The 18,611-nt window shown below is 43.6% G+C and carries 15 protein-coding genes and 1 tRNA gene; 7 read left to right on the top strand and 9 right to left on the bottom strand.

Going from position 1 to position 18,611, the window contains the following annotated elements; translation table 11 throughout:
- Positions 1 to 50: 50 nt before the first annotated feature.
- From nusG to pyrC, 6 genes are all read right to left on the bottom strand, one after another.
- Positions 51 to 587 carry a transcription termination/antitermination protein NusG gene (nusG, locus tag BAE46_RS07650; protein ID WP_006002756.1) on the bottom strand — a complete coding sequence of 179 codons (537 nt, stop codon included), beginning with the start codon at positions 585 to 587 and terminating at the stop codon, positions 51 to 53.
- Positions 588 to 590: 3 nt separating this feature from the next.
- Complete coding sequence (gene secE, locus BAE46_RS07645; RefSeq protein ID WP_006002759.1) at positions 591 to 968, bottom strand: preprotein translocase subunit SecE; 378 nt, start codon at positions 966 to 968, stop codon at positions 591 to 593.
- 57 nt (positions 969 to 1,025) lie between these two features.
- A tRNA-Trp gene (locus BAE46_RS07640) sits at positions 1,026 to 1,102 on the bottom strand.
- A 275-nt stretch (positions 1,103 to 1,377) separates the two neighbouring features.
- Complete coding sequence (locus BAE46_RS07635; protein ID WP_006002761.1) at positions 1,378 to 3,219, bottom strand: ABC transporter ATP-binding protein; 1,842 nt, start codon at positions 3,217 to 3,219, stop codon at positions 1,378 to 1,380.
- Between the two features lie 251 nt (positions 3,220 to 3,470).
- Complete coding sequence (dbpA, locus tag BAE46_RS07630; protein ID WP_006002763.1) at positions 3,471 to 4,892, bottom strand: ATP-dependent RNA helicase DbpA; 1,422 nt, start codon at positions 4,890 to 4,892, stop codon at positions 3,471 to 3,473.
- Position 4,893: 1 nt separating this feature from the next.
- Complete coding sequence (gene pyrC, locus BAE46_RS07625; protein ID WP_070112228.1) at positions 4,894 to 5,973, bottom strand: dihydroorotase; 1,080 nt, start codon at positions 5,971 to 5,973, stop codon at positions 4,894 to 4,896.
- Between the two features lie 541 nt (positions 5,974 to 6,514).
- Between pyrC and BAE46_RS07620 the strand changes: the two genes are divergently transcribed.
- Genes BAE46_RS07620 through BAE46_RS07610 form a run of 3 tightly spaced genes read left to right on the top strand, consistent with a single transcriptional unit; the run spans position 6,515 to position 9,164 of the window.
- Positions 6,515 to 7,480, top strand: a complete 966-nt coding sequence (locus BAE46_RS07620) for an aldo/keto reductase (protein WP_070112226.1) — start codon at positions 6,515 to 6,517, stop codon at positions 7,478 to 7,480.
- Positions 7,481 to 7,532: 52 nt separating this feature from the next.
- The gene (locus BAE46_RS07615) at positions 7,533 to 8,690 is read left to right on the top strand and encodes an iron-containing alcohol dehydrogenase (protein ID WP_070112224.1); all 1,158 of its coding nucleotides are present in this window, start codon (positions 7,533 to 7,535) and stop codon (positions 8,688 to 8,690) included.
- Between the two features lie 30 nt (positions 8,691 to 8,720).
- Complete coding sequence (locus tag BAE46_RS07610; RefSeq protein WP_006002774.1) at positions 8,721 to 9,164, top strand: acyl-CoA thioesterase; 444 nt, start codon at positions 8,721 to 8,723, stop codon at positions 9,162 to 9,164.
- 70 nt (positions 9,165 to 9,234) lie between these two features.
- Here the strand turns inward: BAE46_RS07610 and folE are convergent, their stop codons facing one another.
- The gene (gene folE / locus BAE46_RS07605; protein ID WP_006002776.1) at positions 9,235 to 9,924 is read right to left on the bottom strand and encodes a GTP cyclohydrolase I FolE; all 690 of its coding nucleotides are present in this window, start codon (positions 9,922 to 9,924) and stop codon (positions 9,235 to 9,237) included.
- 293 nt (positions 9,925 to 10,217) lie between these two features.
- Between folE and folM the strand changes: the two genes are divergently transcribed.
- From folM to BAE46_RS07585, 4 genes are read left to right on the top strand one after another with little or no spacing between them, the layout of a single operon-like run.
- Positions 10,218 to 10,982 (top strand): dihydromonapterin reductase, encoded by a 765-nt coding sequence (gene folM / locus BAE46_RS07600; RefSeq protein ID WP_006002778.1) that lies wholly within the window; start codon positions 10,218 to 10,220, stop codon positions 10,980 to 10,982.
- On the top strand, positions 10,982 to 13,048 hold the full coding sequence (locus tag BAE46_RS07595) for a TonB-dependent receptor (RefSeq protein WP_006002780.1): 2,067 nt from the start codon (positions 10,982 to 10,984) through the stop codon (positions 13,046 to 13,048). The genes folM and BAE46_RS07595 overlap by 1 nt, the downstream gene beginning before the upstream one ends.
- Position 13,049: 1 nt before the next feature.
- Positions 13,050 to 14,096 (top strand): agmatine deiminase family protein, encoded by a 1,047-nt coding sequence (locus BAE46_RS07590; RefSeq protein ID WP_070112221.1) that lies wholly within the window; start codon positions 13,050 to 13,052, stop codon positions 14,094 to 14,096.
- Positions 14,093 to 14,998, top strand: a complete 906-nt coding sequence (locus BAE46_RS07585; RefSeq protein WP_006005364.1) for a carbon-nitrogen hydrolase — start codon at positions 14,093 to 14,095, stop codon at positions 14,996 to 14,998. The genes BAE46_RS07590 and BAE46_RS07585 overlap by 4 nt, the downstream gene beginning before the upstream one ends.
- Positions 14,999 to 15,089: 91 nt before the next feature.
- On the opposite strand, the gene pdeM is transcribed toward BAE46_RS07585, so the two are convergent.
- A complete protein-coding gene (gene pdeM, locus BAE46_RS07580) occupies positions 15,090 to 15,863 on the bottom strand; it encodes a ligase-associated DNA damage response endonuclease PdeM (protein WP_006005366.1) in 774 nt (257 codons plus the stop codon).
- A 5-nt stretch (positions 15,864 to 15,868) separates the two neighbouring features.
- A complete protein-coding gene (locus tag BAE46_RS07575; RefSeq protein WP_070112262.1) occupies positions 15,869 to 18,367 on the bottom strand; it encodes a ligase-associated DNA damage response DEXH box helicase in 2,499 nt (832 codons plus the stop codon).
- Positions 18,368 to 18,611 lie beyond the last annotated feature (244 nt).

The raw sequence follows: 18,611 nt of genomic DNA, 5'->3' as shown, positions 1-18,611 counted from the left end.
TAACGTCGTTAGGCTTTTTTTATGTTAATTGGCATGCTACGAAAAAGGCCTTACCCTTTTTCCACTTGGCTAAACTCCAGTTCTACCGGTGTTGAACGACCAAATATTAACACAGACACTTTCAAGCGACTCTTCTCATAGTCTACCTCTTCAACCATACCGTTAAAATCAGCAAACGGACCATCGGTAACGCGAACAGCTTCACCCGGTTCAAACAATGTTTTAGGCTTGGGCTTATCAACGCCTTCTTCTAATCTATTGAGAATCGCATCCGCTTCTTTTTGCGTAATCGGCATAGGACGGTCTGAGGTACCACCAATAAAACCTAATACGCGCGGAATGCTTTTAACTAAGTGCCATGAATCTTCATTCATCTCCATTTGAACAAGCACATAACCGGGGAAAAACTTACGCTCTGATTTGCGCTTTTGGCCTGCACGCATTTCTACAATTTCTTCAGTAGGAACAAGTATATCGCCGAAGTAATCTTCCATAGCGTGCATTTTGATGTATTCTTCTAAGGTCTTTTTAACACGTCCTTCATACTGAGAAAACGCTTGTACTACATACCATCTCTTGTCGGCCATAGCTTATACTCCAATACCGGTTACTAATCCCACTACCCAAACAATGATCATGTCGATGAAATACAACATTAAACCAACGAGTGCGGTAGCAGCCAAAATAACTAAGGTCATGCGCACAACTTCTTGACGCGTTGGCCATACAACTTTTCTAACTTCAATTCGAGCGTCTTTTGCAAACTGCAAAAACGTTTTACCCTTAAAAGTAGTCGCTGAAATAAAACCTGCCACTACTACAATTGCTACGGCGCCTAAGGCTCTGTATAGAACCGAAATATCCTCATAAGTAGTATATGCATAGACCAATCCGCCTAGCAAAACTGCTACGAGTATCCATTTGACCATGTCTAAAGGATTAGACGTATTTTCTACCTTCTCGCTCATTAGGGCTACCTATAAATCATAACGTAATATAACGTTACTTTAAAAATCGTCGATGAATGGCAGGGGTGGAGGGACTCGAACCCCCAACCATCGGTTTTGGAGACCGCTGCTCTACCAATTAGAGCTACACCCCTATCTTATAAAAAAATGCGCTACTAGTTTTCGGATTTGCCGACAACTATATAGCAACTTTATTTACGCATTCAACAGTTACACCACCCTTGTGAAGTTGTTGATTATTTTTGAAATCGTCAGCGTCATAAGAGAGGGAGCAGTATTATACTTATGAAGCGCTAGGTTACAAGTAAAATATAGACGAGACCTTGTATTAGTGAGCCTTTAAGCAAGCATCAAAGCGACTGCAAATTCATATATTTGCGCGCTGAATTACCTGACTAAATGACTTCGGCTATTCTGCACCAATAAAGCCACCGGTCTGATGTGCCCATAATTTTGCATATATGCCATTCTTATCAAGCAGCTCTTTATGGCTACCAGACTCCACTATTTTGCCTTCGTCTAACACCAGCAAACGATCCATCTGCGCAATGGTCGACAGCCTGTGGGCAATTGCCAAAACTGTTTTGTTTTGCATAATTTCAACCAAACCCTCTTGAATCGCCGACTCTACCTCGGAGTCGAGCGCGGAAGTTGCTTCATCAAGTATTAAAATGGGCGCATCTTTTAACATCACTCTGGCAATAGCAATTCGCTGACGTTGTCCACCCGACAGCTTCACCCCACGCTCCCCAACATGGGCATCAAACCCTGTGCGGCCTTTAGCATCACTTAATGAACCAATAAAAGAGTAGGCTTGCGCCTGTTTTGCTGCCGCTATCATTTCTTCTTCACTTGCATCAGGGCGGCCATACATGATGTTGTCACGAACCGAGCGATGCATAAGGGAGGTATCTTGCGTCACCATACTAATATTGCCTCGCAGTGTTTCTTGACTAACGCGTGCTATATTTTGCCCGTCGATGGAAATTTCACCAGACTGTATGTCATAAAATCGCAGCAACAGATTTACCAGTGTAGACTTGCCTGCGCCCGAGCGCCCTACTAGCCCTATTTTTTCTCCCGCTGTAATTTTAATGTTTAAGTCATTAAAGACATCAATAGTGTCTTCGTTTTTGCCTTTGTACGAAAAATTAACGGCGTTAAAAGCAATTGCGCCACCGGCCACATTTATCGCTTTTGCTGAAGATTCATCTTGTATATCAGCCGGCAGCGACAGCATATTGATGCCGTCTTGCACTGCGCCAATATTTTCAAACAGCGAAGAAACCTCCCACATAATCCATTGAGACATTCCATTTAATCGCAGCGATAAGCTGACCGCTATCGCTAGATCTCCTGGGCTTACCGTACCGTTTACCCACAGGTAAATAGCCAGCGCACTTATACTGAACACTAACAGCGAGTTTATGCCCCACACCAAGGCTTGCAGTGTGGTAACCAAACGCATTTGCGGATAAACTGTTTGTAGAAACCCGTCCATGCCTTCTTTTGCGTAGGTCTCTTCCCGTCTATGATGAGAAAACAGCTTAACCGTCATAATGTTAGTGTAACTATCAACAATTCTACCGGTCATTATAGAGCGTGCATCAGCTTGTTTCTGCGATACTCTTTTGAGCTTCGGCAGCATAATGCTCAAAATAATGATATATACAAGCAGCCACACGAACAAAGGCATAGCCAAGCGCCAGTCAGTAGAAAATACCAGCACAACGGCCGATATAAAGTACACGGTTATATACACCGCTAAATTGAGGACTTTTGTCACTGTTTCGCGCACCGACAGCGCAGTTTGCATTAATTTTGTTGCCACTCTGCCAGCAAACTCGTCTTGATAAAAAGACAAACTTTGTTTGAGTAAATATTTATGCGCAAGCCACCTGATGCGCATAGGGTAGTTACCCAAAAGCGTTTGATGAGTAATCAAAGATTCAGTGATTACCAGCAAGGGCAATATGATTAAAACAAGCGCGCCCATCCATATTAGGGTTGCGCGTTCTTCTTGCACAAACGTGCTGGGGTCGCGTGTTGCAAACCAGTCAACTAGCTGCCCCATAAAACCAAATAAGCTGACTTCTATTATAGCTATAAGCGCACTTAGCACTGAAACGGTGAGTAAAATATACCACATTCCCTTGGAATAATAGCGGCAAAAAGCTACTAGAGTTTTCGGTGGCTGTTGGGGAATATCATTAGGGAAAGGTTTTTTTAAGCGTTCAAAAAAGGAAAACATCAAGCCTCGCGAAGCATAAGATTAGATTGATTTAGAAAGCGCGTAGAATAGCACAGCCAAGATTAATTGAGGCGTGAAATTAGCCTCTTACAGATATCAATGTGTAGATTTGTGTAAAGCTAAGCGCGCTTTTTTACCTCAATAACCAGGCAAGCATTATGCAGGTGTGAAGGTAAACACCCACGTCGTGTAAATAGGCTTTATTTCAGGATTTTGCGATGCAGCCTTTGAATGTTCATATGCGTTTTTCTTTAGCGTAGCTTGCGCGCCCTTAGATTTTTGCCTTTTACACGCTTTTCACGAAAAAACGCTAAGGCATGTTTAACACTGCGCTGCTTAATCGCAATATAGGCTTTATCATGCGTAATCTGCATTTTGCCTATATCTTCCTTAGCAATTTCGGCCTGCTTTATAAGCGCTCCTAACAAATCACCTTTGCTGACCTTTTGCTTTTTGCCGCCGTCAACCATTATGCATTCATGCGTTGGCAGTACGATCCGATTAGCATGAAAGCGCAGGGCTTGAATATGCTTAATGGGAATATGGCTATTGGTGTCTTCTGCTATTTTAGCCAAGGCTTTTAACTGGTGGTCGAAAACCAACGTAATGGCAGTACCGGTTTGCTCAGCCCTTCCTGTTCTGCCCACCCTGTGAGTATGTGTTTCAGCCGAATCAGCAATTTCAGCGTTAATCACTAAATCCACTTGGTCTAAATCAAGACCGCGCGCGGCAACGTCGGTTGCTATGAGTAAATTGCAGGTTTTAATAGCAAACTGCGTGAGCACTTGTTGGCGCTGGGCTTGGGTTAGGTCACCGTGAATAGCGTGTACATTGAAGCCTTTTTCATGCAGGTCGTCGGCAAGCTCTTGCGTTTGCTGCTTTGTTTGACAAAACACCATGCAAGAGTTTGGTTGATGATGGGTTAACACAGCTGCTACCGCATACACCATACGATCATCTTGTAAAGTGTAGGCAAGCTGGCTTATTTGAGTATGTTGCCGGTTGTCTTCAATTTCAATAATGTCTGCTTTATGAAGATATTGCTGGGTTAATTTTTGGATGGCCCCGCCAAAAGTAGCCGAGAAAAGCATTGAGTGCTTCTGTTTAGGTAAGGCACCCAAAATCCAGCTCATTTGATCCGTAAATCCCATGTCTAAAATACGGTCTGCTTCATCAAGCACCAAACATTTAACGCCGCTCACGTCTAATTTGTCTTTACGAATTAGGTCCATTACGCGACCGGGCGTGCCAACAACCACACTTGGTGCATGCACAAGCGAACCTATCTGCGGCCCTATTGAGACGCCGCCAACAAGGGTCAATATTTTTGTATTAGCGTGCTGCTTAGCCAATAGGCGAAGCTGCTCAGCCACCTGTTGAGCCAGCTCGCGCGTTGGGCAAAGCACTAAGGAATGCACGCCGCTGTGACCGTTTGCTTGATCAGCAATAAGCTCGTTAAGTATGGTGATGCCAAAGGCCAAAGTTTTACCTGTGCCTGTTTTGGCTTTAACCGCGGCGTCTTTACCAGCTAATAACGCCGGTACACATGCCTGCTGCGTTGCCGTTAACGTCGTATAGTTCAGTTCGCGTAGCGCGCCTTGCAAAGCAGGCGCAAGCGCTAAGGTAGAAAATTCATCAAGGTGCTCAGGCGCATTGTTGGGCGTTGAAGTCATATTAGTTTACTAATTTCCACTGTAAGGTTTGGCCTGCATAAAAAGGCACTATTGTGTCAGCGCTGACGTTAGAACCACGCAAGGCTTTATCAGAAGTGGCTAGCGTCATTACCTCAGGCACTTGCCACTGTTCTTGCTTAAGCGTTATGGTGCCTGCATTACGCGCTAAACCATAAAAGTCTGGTCCGTAATGACTGGCAAAGCCTTCTAGTTTATCAAGCGCGTTTAAGTCGTCAAAAACTTGTGCATATAGTTCAATTGCGCTCCATGCGCTATAGCAACCCGCGCAGCCACAGGCTGATTCTTTTTTGTGTTTTTCATGCGGGGCTGAATCGGTGCCTAGAAAGAACTTCGGCGAGCCACTGGCCACTGTTTGCTGTAGTGCTTGCTGATGCGTGCTGCGCTTAAGCACAGGTAAGCAATAATTATGCGGACGAATACCGCCCGCCAGTAAGTCATTACGATTAAGCAATAAATGCTGCGGGGTAATAGTAGCAGCAACATTGCTTGATGATGCTTTAACAAAGTCGGCGGCGTCTTTAGTCGTAATATGTTCAAACACTACTTTGAGATTAGGAAAATAATTTACAATATCGCTCAGGTAAGCATCGATAAAGGCTTTCTCGCGATCAAAAATATCGATATGGCTCTGCGTAACCTCGCCGTGAATAAGCAGCAGCATGCCTACTTCTTGCATTTTTTCAAATACCGGATATAGGGCTTTTATACCTTTCACAGCATCATCAGAGTTGGTGGTGGCGCCGGCTGGATAAAGCTTACTAGCCACGATACCCGCGGCTTTTGCCTTTGCAATTTCTGCAGGCGTAGTGCTGTTGGTTAAGAATAAGGTTACTAACGCATCAAAGTCACTGTCAAAAGCGATATTTTTTGGCACTGCTGCCTGTATACGCGCTTTATATTCTAGCGCCATTTGCGTGGTGGTTACAGGCGGCACCAAATTGGGCATTGCAATAGCACGTTTAAAACAGCGAGATGTCGCAGGCACTGTCTCAAACAGCATATCGCCATCGCGAAAATGAAGATGCCAATCGTCAGGGGCTTGAATTGTTAGTGTTCGCATATAGTTTTACCTGTACGTATGTTTGCAAAAGCTAGAATATCCAGTAAAAGGTAAAAACCTAGCGACTGGTTTAACTGAAATAGCGGCCTCAAATGGCGACCTTAAATTATGCGAAATAGTATGCCTCAAAAGCCTTTCAATTGCACAAACAACAGAACTATAAACGAGTAAATACACATCATCCTTTATTTATGCTGCGCAAAAAGCTTTATTTATCTTACGCATGCCACGCTTTAAGAATGTTTTGAGAATATAAAACCCGTCTTGTGACTAGTTGCAAGACACCTGCCGGCAGAGTGTCATATTATCAAGCCGAAAAACGCGCAATCAGTGAACAAACGCTTATATAAAACTGCATTTTATAACTTATATTGTGGCCTACATTACGTGTATGTAAGCCATATATGTTGAGCAAGTTGTATTAAAATCCATGACTGATTAACCAAAAAAAACTGCTATACTTATGCAAGTTTAACGGTTGTCTTAGCAAGCAGTGAGCTAACGACGAGCACTTCGTAACATTAAAAGAACCTACATTATTATGAAATTACCTATCCATCATTATTATCCTGAAGCAAGCCGCTTAATTCTTGGCTGTATGAACCTTGGCGGCCCTTGGAACACCCCTACTATAGAAGGTAAAGACATTGATCAAGCTTTTGATTTGGTCACAAAAGCATTAGATATAGGCATAAATGTCATAGATTTAGCCGATATTTATACCCATGGCAAAGCAGAAAAAACCATGGGTGAGCTGTTCAAAAGAGAGCGGTCTTTACGCAACCATCTAATTTTACAATCAAAAGTGGGCATAAAACTCACCCCTACCTTTGATATCTGTCACTACGACTTATCTGGCGACTGGATTACAGAGGCGGTAAACGCCAGTATTAAACGCCTACATGACAACACCTTAGACATTTTATTTTTACACCGGCCCGATCCACTGATGCAGTTGGACGAAACCGCAAACGCACTCATGAAACTGCACGAGCAAGGTAAGTTTGAATACCTCGCAGTGTCGAACATGCATGCAGGTCAAATTGCTTTTTTGCAAAGTGCAATTCAAGTGCCGATTGTGGCAAATCAGTTAGAAATGAGCCTAGCGTGCTGCGATTTTGTTGAAGACGCCATTACCGTAAACATGCCTATAAATGCCAACAACGGCTTCCCTCGCGGCACCCTCGAATACTGCCAACAAGCAGGCGTGCAGCTTCAGGCCTGGGGACCGATGGCCCAAGGCTTATTTTCTGGAGAATCAGCCTCAAATAATAAAAATGTTATCGCCACAACCGCCCTTGTCAAAAAATTCGCTCAACAGTACGGCGCAGAACCAAACGCGATCGTACTTGCATGGCTAATGCGCCACCCAGCCAACATTCAACCCGTATTAGGCACCACCAATACAGAGCGCTTGACAAGCGCCCAAAAAGCCTTAACTATTCAACTATCGCGCGAACATTGGTACAGCTTATTAGAATCTATCCGAGGAAAAAAAGTACCCTAACTAGTGAAATAAAAACTAGTGGGGTCAGGTACACTTAGACAAAGGCAATTCTATGGTTAATTTTGAATTTAGCACAACAAAGCGCGTAGTTAGCGAGCTTGGCGCCTTGACTAACTGCGGCCTTTATTGCCAGCAGCTAGACATACACCGCTTACTAATCATGACCGACAAAGGCATCATTCAACATGGGTTGATAGATGATTTACGTTCAAGCCTAGCGGCCACTAACATCACCCATATTATATTTGACGAAGTAGTAGCCGACCCGCCCCAAAGCATAATAGAGAAGGCTGCAAGACTCGCCATAGAAAATGACATAGACGGTATTATTGGTATTGGCGGCGGCAGTTCTTTAGACTGTGCTAAGCTTGTTGCGGTGCTAGTTAAGCAAAAGCAATCACTGCCCACTATGTTCGGCATCAATAACATTGTAAGTTCGCGCTGCCCGCTTATATTAATACCCACTACCGCAGGGACAGGCTCTGAGGTTACGCCAATTTCCATTGTTACCACCGGCGAAACAACAAAGATGGGCGTGGTGTCTGCAGTATTACTACCTGATATCGCTATTTTAGACGCAAATTTAACCTTAGGCTTGCCCCAACATATAAGCGCCTCTACCGGCATAGACGCGATGGTACATGCTATTGAAGCCTACACCAGCAAATTCAAGAAAAATCCCTACTGCGATATGCTCGCTAAACAGGCACTAACGCTTTTATCTGCAAATATTGAAGAAGCCTCGCTACAGGGTGCAAATTTAGTCGCCAGACAAAATATGCTGCTAGGCGCATGCTTAGCGGGCCAAGCTTTTGCAAATGCGCCGGTAGCCGCGGTGCATGCACTTGCCTATCCGCTGGGCGGTCATTTTCATATTTCTCATGGATTGAGTAATGCACTGGTGCTTCCTCACGTACTACGATTTAACGCGCAAGAAGCGAATCATTTATATGCCGAGCTTATACCGCACATTTTCCCTACTAATGCGCTTGGCTATGACGAGTCGCAATCTAGCGAAAGGCTAGCTGATTACTTTTACAACTTAAGCCATACTCTTGAGTTACCTACTACTTTAAGCGCCTGCGGTATAGTTGAAAACGATTTACCGATGCTCGCGCAAGATGCAATGCTGCAAACTCGCCTATTAGTCAATAACCCGCGTGATGTAGAATATGAAGACGCGCTTAAAATATACCAACAGGCACTGTAAACGAATATTCTTTTAAGGAGTGTTAATATAATGCCAGAACGCCCGCAAACTTTACTTCTTAGAAGTGACTTTCGCTATTTCTTTACGATAGACACGCGCTGGATGGATAACGATATTTATGGTCATGTAAATAATGTGGTGTATTACAGCTATTTTGACACTATCGTGAATACATATTTGATTGAGCATGCGCATCTTGATATTCACAATGGCAAAACCATTGGCCTGATGGTGAGCTCTACTTGCAACTACCATAACAGCATTGCCTTTCCTGAAAAGATTGTAGGGGCGTTTGCGGTAAGTAAAATAGGCACATCATCGGTTTCTTATAAACTTGCCATATTTAAGCAGGATGAAGAAAAAGTATCTGCCGACGGCAGTATGACGCATGTTTTTGTAGACCGCATAACCAATAAACCGACGCCTATTTCGGGTGACTTGAGGGAGGCTTTGGAAAAAGCAATAAAAGTCTGAGGTGGGAAAGGTAAAGGGGCAGCTGCAAAGTGGACCTGACCCTTTATTTTTTAACCCTTCGCTTCCTTTCTTAAATCTGAAAAAACTCTCTTCTTAAGTCTCGGTCGGTATTAAAAGAACCGCCCAAAGAAGACGTTTTAGTATACGAATTAGTATCGCGCACACCACGTGCCTTAACGCAGTAGTGTGTGGCATTGATACTTACCGCAACATCCTTAGTACCCGTAAGAGCCTGCAGCGCGACCATTACCTGCTGCGTTAAACGCTCTTGCACTTGTGGTCGTTGGGCAAAGAAGCTAACCAAGCGGTTTATCTTACTTAATCCAATAACCGTTTTGTTAGGAATATAGGAAACAGTTGCAGTACCGTCTATTGTCACAAAATGATGCTCGCAAGTACTCGTTAGGCTAATGTCAGTTACTTGTACTGGCTGGTCAATACTCATTTTATTTTCTATTTGTGTAATTTTAGGGAAATTTTTGTAATCCAACCCTGAAAAAATCTCATTCACATACATTTTAGCGATGCGGTTTGGCGTATCTTGAAGGCTATCGTCATTTAGATCCAAGCCAAGCGCCTGCATAATAGCAGTCATACTTTGTTTGATTTTAAGACGTTTTTCTTCAGCTGTTAAACCGTTGTCTACCATTGGTGTTTCAAGCCCAGCAACTAATAACGCATCGCGAACAAGCTCAGCTTGCTCTGACAGCGCTATATTGTGGTTGGCTCCGTGCATTACAATTTTATCGTTTGCTAACATTGTCTATCCAATAAGTTAATTATTTTGTATACGCTAGAATTATAGGCTGGATTACTAATTTACGTATTAATTTTAAAACTGGCGATCCTAGCGAGGTAAATTTCCGTAATTTTCTATGTAATCCACTCAAGCATATAGCGATATAATATTTGGTCACCTAAGACCGTTTCAAGTACATGAATAAAATGTAACGTTTATTCTTCGCACTTCTTAAGGTGTTAAGCCAGTACAACGCATAAAAATGTGCTTAATACTATTCCTCAGATACTACATTTACAAGGAAGCTTTACAACATGCCATTATCTAGCATAGCCCCTATTCTTGTCACCGGCGGCTCACAACGATTGGGCTTAGCGATTGCTCAATTCCTTAACTCAGATAAGTTTGCGCCTCGATATATGGATCTTGAGTATCAAGATATTCAGCGGCAAGTTAACCCTAGAGTAATCGTAACATACCGACATAAAAAACCTGCGGTAGAGGCGTTAATCGCCCAAGGCATTGTGGCAATAAAAGCTGACTTCGCGACCGATGCAGGGATATCAGACTTTATAAAAGAGGTAAAAGAACATACACCACAGCTAGGCGGTATTATCCATAATGCCTCAGACTGGGATAAAGAAACGCCCAACGCTGACCTTGCTAAGTTGTTCACGAACATGATGCAAGTGCATGCCAGTGCGCCGTATCAAATAAACCTGGCATGCAAAGGAATGTTAATTGCGGGTGCCGACATTATTCACATGACCGATTTTGTGCAGGACAGAGGCAGCAGTAAGCATATAGCTTATGCTGCTAGTAAAGCTGCCTTACACAATTTAACTTTGTCGTTTGCAAGCTTGCTTGCACCAGGTGTAAAGGTGAATTCAATTGCACCGTCTTTACTCATGTTTAATGAAAACGATGATGAGTCTTACAAACAAAAAGCGCTGTCTAAATCAGTGCTTGGCATTTGTCCTGGCGCACAGGAAGCCGTTAATGCGGTGGCCTTTATTTTCAAAAGTACCTTCCTAACGGGTCAGGTTATTCATCTTAACGGTGGGAGAAATATAAAATAATGCAACAGTCTATAAACAGCAACAAATCAAGCTTTTCCAAGCGCGCATCTTGTTTAGTTTTAAGCAGTCTTTTTGTATATTCATATCAAATAAACGCAGAAGAAAACCAGCCTTTACTTGAAGTCATCAGCATAACCGCAAGCAAAACTGCGCAGGCCATTAATCAAACACCTGACAGTATAAGTGCAGTACTATCCGATGAAGTAGGCTTGATATCCCCTCAGCATATTTCACAAGTGCTTGATTTAGTGCCAGGAACTTGGATAAGCAGAGGCAATGGCCAAGAACACTTAACCGCGATTAGAAGCCCTGTGCTAACGGGTGCCGGTAGCTGTGGTGCATTTTTTATGGGAATTGACGGTATCTCTATTCGTGCGTCAGGATTTTGCAACGCCAATCAGCTCTTCGATGTAAACTATGAGCAAGCGGCCGCAATTGACATTTTGCGCTCGCCTGCGAGCACGTTATATGGCAGTAACGCGCTGCACGGCGTTATTAATGTAATTACCGCCGACGCATTTATAAACGATAACAACAGCATTGGCCTGCAGCTTGGCGCATACGACTTTGCTCGCCTTAGCAATAGCTATGGGCAAGTGAATGAAAACACTGCGTGGCGCAGTCTTATTAATATTACCCAGGAAAATGGTTTTCAAGCCCAAAGCGGTTACGACCAGCAAAAGTTAACGCATATCTATCAAACTCAAGGCCCAGTGTGGGACACCAAGAGTGTCTTTGATTATACCAACCTAAACCAAGAAACAGCCGGTTTTATTGAAGGCTTTGAGGCCTATAAAGATTCAACATTGCGCCGCTCAAACCCTAATCCTGAAGCTTACCGTGATGCACGATCCTTCAGAGCTTATACTGCGTTTACCAAAACAAACGAAAATGGCAGCCTTACCCTCACCCCCTATTTACGTTGGAATGAGATGGCTTTTTTACAACATTTTTTACCCTGGAAAGGGCTTGAGGAAAACGACCATACCAGTGCAGGCTTGCAATCGCAGTACCGTTATCGCTGGCAAAATATTGATTGGGTATCGGGCCTTGACATTGATTTAACGAGCGGCAGTTTACGTGAAACCCAAGAAGACGATTTTTCTCCAAGTGTGCCAAAAGGCGTGCACTATGACTACAACATAGACGCCCAACAGTTTAGCGCTTATACGCAAGGCACGTGGCGCCATGAAAATTGGATAGTAAGAGCAGGCGCGCGCGTTGAACGTATGCGTTATGACTACACAAATAATACCGATAGCCCTAGAGCTTGCGCGCCCAACGTTGAAGTGTGCCGGTTTATTCGCCCTGACAGCCAAGATATTTCCTTTAATGCCCTGTCGCCTTCTATTAACGTGCAATATTTACTCAGCGAAAATATTTCTGTTTACGCAAAGTATTCGCAAGGTTTTAGAGCACCTCAAGCCACTGAGCTGTTCAGATTGCAAAACAACCAGCAAATTACCGACATAGACAATGAAAACATGGATGCTTATGAAGCCGGTCTTCGCTATTCAAGCCCCAGCACTAATTTACATATGGCTGGCTTTAATATGCGCAAAAAAGACGTTATTTTTCAAAATTCAGATCGTCAAAATGTGAATGGTGCCATTACTCAACACAATGGTGTAGAGCTTGAGGTAAGACAGCAACTAGGGGAGCAGTGGCAATTTAACGGACATGTTAGCTTCTCACAGCATACCTATGAAAACGAAACCAGCTTGGTTCGCACCAGTATAATCAACAACGACATAGATACCGCGCCGCGGTGGTTATCAAACCTCAATATAAGTTATTCGCCAAATGCCGATATAACCGCGCAGATAAGTTGGCAATATTTAAGTGAATACTACTTAAACCCTGAAAATTCGGCTGAATATGAAGGTCACCAGCTTCTTGATCTAAATATTCGTTATCAATTGGCTAAACAGATTAGTTTAAGTGTGCATGTGCTAAACTTGTTGGATGAAGAATACGCCGAGCGCGCCGACTTTGCCTTTGGTAGCTATCGTTATTTTGTAGGTCAGCCAAGGCGTGCTTTTGTTAACTTGGTATGGTCTTATTAACATGCAAAACTACACCTTACTGCCTGAGTGGGCAAAACAAGAAGCCGTTATTTTAGCATGGCCTCATGCTGGCACCGACTGGGCAGAAAACCTCGTGAATGCCCAGCACACTTATGTTGCACTTATTAACGCAGTAAACCGTGCTAACGCAGTCGTTTTATTACTGTGCCCACAAGATGAAATTGATGCAGCAACTGCCGCTTTAGCAAGCAACAATCAAGTACTCATAGTGCCTAGCGAATATAACGATACATGGGTGAGAGACTATGGCTTTTTAACGGTGAGTGATAATCATAAGAACTACCCCATTAGTTTTACTTTCAACGGCTGGGGCCAGAAATTTGATGCAACCAAAGACAATCAAGTTAATTCTTCACTTGCGAAACTGTGTCAACAGCCGCTAATAGAAAACTCCATTGTGCTTGAAGGCGGCGCATTAGAAATTGATGAAAATCAGCATTTGCTGAGCACCGCCTCATGTTTGTATAACCCCAAACGAAATGCCTACATGACAGGCGATGAATATCATACACTGTTCATTGAATGTTTAGGCGCAAAAAAAGTCACCATATTTAACCACGGCCACTTAGAAGGCGACGACACCGACGGCCATATAGATACGCTAGTACGTTTTACACCGCTAAAGGGTATAGTATTGCAGGGCGCCGATAATCGCCCGCACGATCCGCATTTTGCAGAGCTATTCAAACTACAATACGAAGTAAGCCAAGCGCTGCCCACGCATAAAATTTATTCCCTACCGCTGCCGCTTGTGCTTGATGACGAAGGGACGCGACTGCCCGCCTCCTATGCTAACTACCTGATTGTGAACCAGCACATTATTATGCCCATTTATGGCCAAAGTGAAGATAAAAACGCGCTAGTTATTATACAAAGTGCCCATCCGAACTATACGATAGTACCCGTACTGTGCCATAGTTTGGTGCAACAAAACGGCAGCCTGCACTGTGTTACAATGCAAGTACCCACCAACACCATAAAGCCTGAAATTATTGCCAAGGCGCAATTAGGAGTGTCTATATTATGAGTGAATCACAGTCACTAAACACGCTTAAAATAGCCGTGGTTCAACAAAGCGTAAGCACTAATAACAAGCATGAAAACTGGGAAAAGTCTGCCAAGCAAGTGCGTAAACTCGCTGCCCAAGGGGCCCAGTGTATTTTACTGCAAGAGCTTCACTCTACCCTGTATTTTTGTCAAACAGAAGACGTTAATCAGTTCGACTTAGCAGAACCCATTCCCGGTGACGCAACCATATTTTTTGGTGCTTTGGCTAAAGAATGCAATGTAGTATTAGTGGCATCGCTGTTTGAAAAGCGCGCCACCGGTCTCTACCACAACACTGCAGTGGTATTTGATAGAAGCAGCGATATTGCTGGCATGTACCGCAAAATGCACATTCCTGATGATCCAGGCTTTTATGAAAAGTTTTATTTTACCCCAGGCGATCTTGGCTTTGAACCCATTCAAACCAGCGTAGGCAAACTAGGTGTATTAGTGTGCTGGGATCAGTGGTACCCAGAAGCCGCGCGTTTAATGGCTATGGCTGGCGCTGAGATTTTGTTTTACCCCACCGCCATTGGCTGGGATAAAAATGACACGCCTCAGGAACAGCAAAGACAACAAGACGCTTGGGAAACCATACAGCGCGCTCACGCGGTGGCCAATTCAGTGCCCGTTATTGTGGCTAATCGCACTGGTTTTGAATCTTCGCCCAATGAAGCCGATGCAGGCATTCAATTTTGGGGGCATAGTTTTATTGCAGGGCCACAGGGTGAAATTCTGGCCATGGCTGAAAACGACGTTGAACAAACCCTTATGGTTGAGTTAGACATGCAAAAATCAGAACATATTAAACGTATTTGGCCTTATTTTAGAGACAGGCGTATCGACGCGTATGAAGATTTGACCAAACGCTGGCGCAGCTGACATCCCCCAACATAATTACGCTCTAGTCGCCGCATTACATTCGCGATTATATTTTTTGGGAGGGATTGACGTTAACCATGCTCGCTCACATTTACCGCTTAATTTTCGACATAAACAAATAAATTTTATGATGATAGGTCAAATATACAAGCACTTTTTTTAAATTAAACAAGGGCTCAAAAGCGCCGTCTTTGATATCTAGCCCACCTGTATATTTGCCAAATGCAGGCATCAGCAATATATCGTCACCGCACACAAAACTTTTGCCTGTCACTTTGCGATTAGCCAGTCTATAGCTAGATTTTGGATGGTAGTGACCAATAATCTGCCCTTCAATCTTTGACGCTTCCTTGGATAAAAGTGGCTTCAGTGAGCTCTTTTTATTTATGGCATTAATGTCCTCTGGCTCATGCACGAGCAATAAATTCTGAATATGTAAAAACGGAGCTCGGTCGCCTAAAATTTCAGGCGGTATGTCGGGGTCATGATTGCCTAATACCCACGTCCATTTTGGCACTGACTTCACCAATGCATTAAGACTGACCAAATCGTCTGGTTGCATACGCGCTAAGGCATTACCGTCGTGCAAGCTATCGCCTAGGCACACAATATGACCACAGTCGTAGCGTGCCATTATAAGCTGCATTCGTTTTAATGTATCTTTGCTGTCAAAACGCGGCAGTGGATTGGCAAACTGCGTTAAAAAACTGCCTTTTTCTAAGTGTAAATCACTGAAAATAAGCAGATCTTGCTGCGGCCATATAAGCACACCACCAGCGTCTAACAACATACGATGGCCTGCAAATTTTATTGGAATAATCTGATGATTCATCAACAGGGCTTTAAGCGCGGTGAGCTCAATCATGTACCTTAATCTCCCTGTAACAAAGCACGAACGTCGTCTAACATTAGTTCGGCTTCTTGGTATAAACTTGCTTGCTCTAATAGCGCTTGGGTACCAGCGCCTGTAATCAATTCACTTCTTACACTAAGCACGATAGGAATGGCCATAGGCGAAGGTTTTTCAAGCGCATTGAATAAAAAAGAGTCGCAGTATCTGAATAACAACGCGCTTGTGCGCTCTATATCGAGGAGCTCACGCTGAGCATTGTCGCGCGTTACTTTCAGTAAAATATGATCGGGATCGTACTGCCGTAAAGTATCGTAAATTAAATCGGTAGAAAAAGTAACCTGACGCATAGTTTTCTTATTGCTGTGATACTGCTGCTCAATGAGACCGCTTATCACCGCGACTTGGCGAAAACTACGCTTTAGCATACTGGCTTCTAACATCCAGTCTTCTAATTCATCGCCTAAAATGTCGGGGGTAAATAACTCTGTTATGTGCCCTTTCTCAATTTGAATGACCGACGATATTGACAGCCCATAGTCGGTAATTGAAAAACTTAAAGGTTTAAATCCGCGATTCTCCATGCGCCGCGTAATTAACATACCCAGTGTCTGATTGGCTTTACGTCCTTCAAAAGTATAAAACAAAGTGGTAAATGCGCCTCTAAAAGGAAACTGTTCAATCAGTAACTTTTCCATACTTGGAAGCGCGCTAAATGACTGCTGCAGATGCAGCCAGTCGCGGACTAATTTAGGCAGCTCTTGCCATGACTCAGGCACATTAATAAGCTTGCGAACCGCGTCGGCTAAGTAAGTAGACAAAGGCATTTGACCACCTTGAAAACTCGGTACTTTAGGCTCCTTGGCTTTACCCGGTCTAGCTTCTACTATCATGTCGCGAATACCTTCAAACACCAGTATTTCACCAGCAAAATAAAAGCTGTCTCCTTTGCAAAGCTGCTGCGCAAAGTACTCTTCAACTTCGCCAACAATTTTACCTTGATGCGATCGTCTTAATCTTTTTACTTTCAGTCGGCCTGCTTCAACAATGGTGCCTATATTTTGTCTATGGCGCATGATCACGCGCTTATTGGCGGGTGAATATAGACCCTTATCTTGTACTAGTCTGAAGTATCGCTCGTAGGCCTGCAGGGCGTAGCCGCCGTCTTGGGTAAAAGAAAAAAGTTGTTTGAAAGTATCCAAATCAAGGCCCGAATAGGAGCTTGCATTAAGTACTTGCTGATAAATACTGTGCATGTCGCTAGGCTCACTGCACACGCAGTTCATAATAAACTGCGGAATAATATCAAGCGCGCCGGGCATTGGCGGTTCGCCATCAAGCTCACCTTTTTTAATGGCTTTTATAGCCGCCAAACACTCCAGAGATTCAAACCTGTTTGCGGGAACCAAGTAAGCTTTAGAAGGCTCATCCATGCGGTGATTTGCACGCCCAATTCGCTGCATTAGGCGACTCACGCCTTTAGGCGCGCCGACTTGAATAACTAAATCAACGTCGCCCCAGTCAATGCCAAGCTCTAAAGCAGAGGTTGTAACCACCGCGCGCAGTTTACCCGCGGCCATCATTTTTTCTGTTTTTTGCCTTTGTTCTTTGCTTAAGCTTCCGTGATAAATAGCAATGGCTAAACCTTCACTATTTTCCTCCCAAAGCGCTTGAAAAATAAGTTCAGCTTGGGCGCGGGTGTTGACAAATACAAGGCTGGTGCCTGCTTTGCTAATAGCCGCTAAAATTTCTTTCTTGGCGTATTTCGCCATGTAGCCACCAAACGGAATATATTCTTTGTTGGTCAGCATTTTTAAACGAGGTTTCACACGCGATTTAGCGAGGATAATACCGGTAGGCTGGCCCGTTACCCCAAGCCAGGCGGCGAGTGAATCAGGGTGGGCAACAGTTGCCGACAGGCCCACGCGTATAAAATGCGGATTCAGCCAATACAGGCGCGCTAAGGCAAGCGAGGTAAAGTCCCCTCGCTTAGAATTGGCAAAAGAATGTGTTTCATCCACAATGACACATTTTAAATTTGCAAAAATTCGCGCCGCGTCAGTGTACGACAGCATAAGCATTAAAGATTCGGGCGTGGTAAGCAGTATATTCGGCGGTAACTTGCGCTGTTTTTGACGCTGATAACTAGTCGTATCGCCCGTTCTAGAGGCAACCGTCATGCCTAGTGCCATTTCACTAATTGGCATTTCAAGATTACGATTTATGTCATAGGTTAAGGCTTTAAGCGGCGATATATATAAAGTATGCAGGCCAATTGCTTTGTTAGACTTACCTTTTTCAAGCAGTTTGTGAATATCAATTAAACTGGGCAAGAATCCAGACAAGGTTTTACCTGCGCCCGTAGGCGCAATCAATAAGGTTGACTGCTGATTGACAAAAGCGCTGACCATTTTTTGCTGATATGGCCTAATCTTCCAATGGCGAGCGGCAAACCACGCTTTAAAAACACTCGGGATGAACGCGCGTTTTACTACCACAGGTGTGTCTGTTATTAGCAAGTCGTGTATTTCCTTTATCATAATCACAAAATCTCGTAATCAATACTACCGCGCGACTCACTAGGTTTACTAATTATTGAGATTTCTGAACCCGTTATTTCATAAAAAATTTGTAAACAATTATTTTACTATTTGTAAAATTTACTATGTGAAATTTCCTTTGTAAAATTTTTATGAAAACTAGGCTATGCTTTGTAAATGGAGATAGCAAAGGCTGCCGACATTAGTCTCTTAGCTTGTAGAT

Origin of the sequence: Glaciecola punicea (assembly GCF_001756615.1) — a bacterium.
GTDB lineage: Bacteria > Pseudomonadota > Gammaproteobacteria > Enterobacterales > Alteromonadaceae > Glaciecola > Glaciecola punicea.
This window is presented reverse-complemented; position numbering and strand designations above follow the sequence as displayed.

Coding starts and splice junctions, on each gene's coding strand:
- BAE46_RS07620 (WP_070112226.1), top strand. CDS start 6,515: ATGAAATTACCTATCCATCATTATTATCCTGAAGCAAGCCGCTTAATT.
- pdeM (WP_006005366.1), bottom strand. CDS start 15,863: ATGATTGAGCTCACCGCGCTTAAAGCCCTGTTGATGAATCATCAGATT.
- folE (WP_006002776.1), bottom strand. CDS start 9,924: ATGTTAGCAAACGATAAAATTGTAATGCACGGAGCCAACCACAATATA.
- BAE46_RS07635 (WP_006002761.1), bottom strand. CDS start 3,219: ATGTTTTCCTTTTTTGAACGCTTAAAAAAACCTTTCCCTAATGATATT.
- BAE46_RS07585 (WP_006005364.1), top strand. CDS start 14,093: ATGAGTGAATCACAGTCACTAAACACGCTTAAAATAGCCGTGGTTCAA.
- pyrC (WP_070112228.1), bottom strand. CDS start 5,973: ATGCGAACACTAACAATTCAAGCCCCTGACGATTGGCATCTTCATTTT.
- folM (WP_006002778.1), top strand. CDS start 10,218: ATGCCATTATCTAGCATAGCCCCTATTCTTGTCACCGGCGGCTCACAA.
- nusG (WP_006002756.1), bottom strand. CDS start 587: ATGGCCGACAAGAGATGGTATGTAGTACAAGCGTTTTCTCAGTATGAA.
- BAE46_RS07590 (WP_070112221.1), top strand. CDS start 13,050: ATGCAAAACTACACCTTACTGCCTGAGTGGGCAAAACAAGAAGCCGTT.
- BAE46_RS07595 (WP_006002780.1), top strand. CDS start 10,982: ATGCAACAGTCTATAAACAGCAACAAATCAAGCTTTTCCAAGCGCGCA.
- dbpA (WP_006002763.1), bottom strand. CDS start 4,892: ATGACTTCAACGCCCAACAATGCGCCTGAGCACCTTGATGAATTTTCT.
- BAE46_RS07610 (WP_006002774.1), top strand. CDS start 8,721: ATGCCAGAACGCCCGCAAACTTTACTTCTTAGAAGTGACTTTCGCTAT.
- secE (WP_006002759.1), bottom strand. CDS start 968: ATGAGCGAGAAGGTAGAAAATACGTCTAATCCTTTAGACATGGTCAAA.
- BAE46_RS07615 (WP_070112224.1), top strand. CDS start 7,533: ATGGTTAATTTTGAATTTAGCACAACAAAGCGCGTAGTTAGCGAGCTT.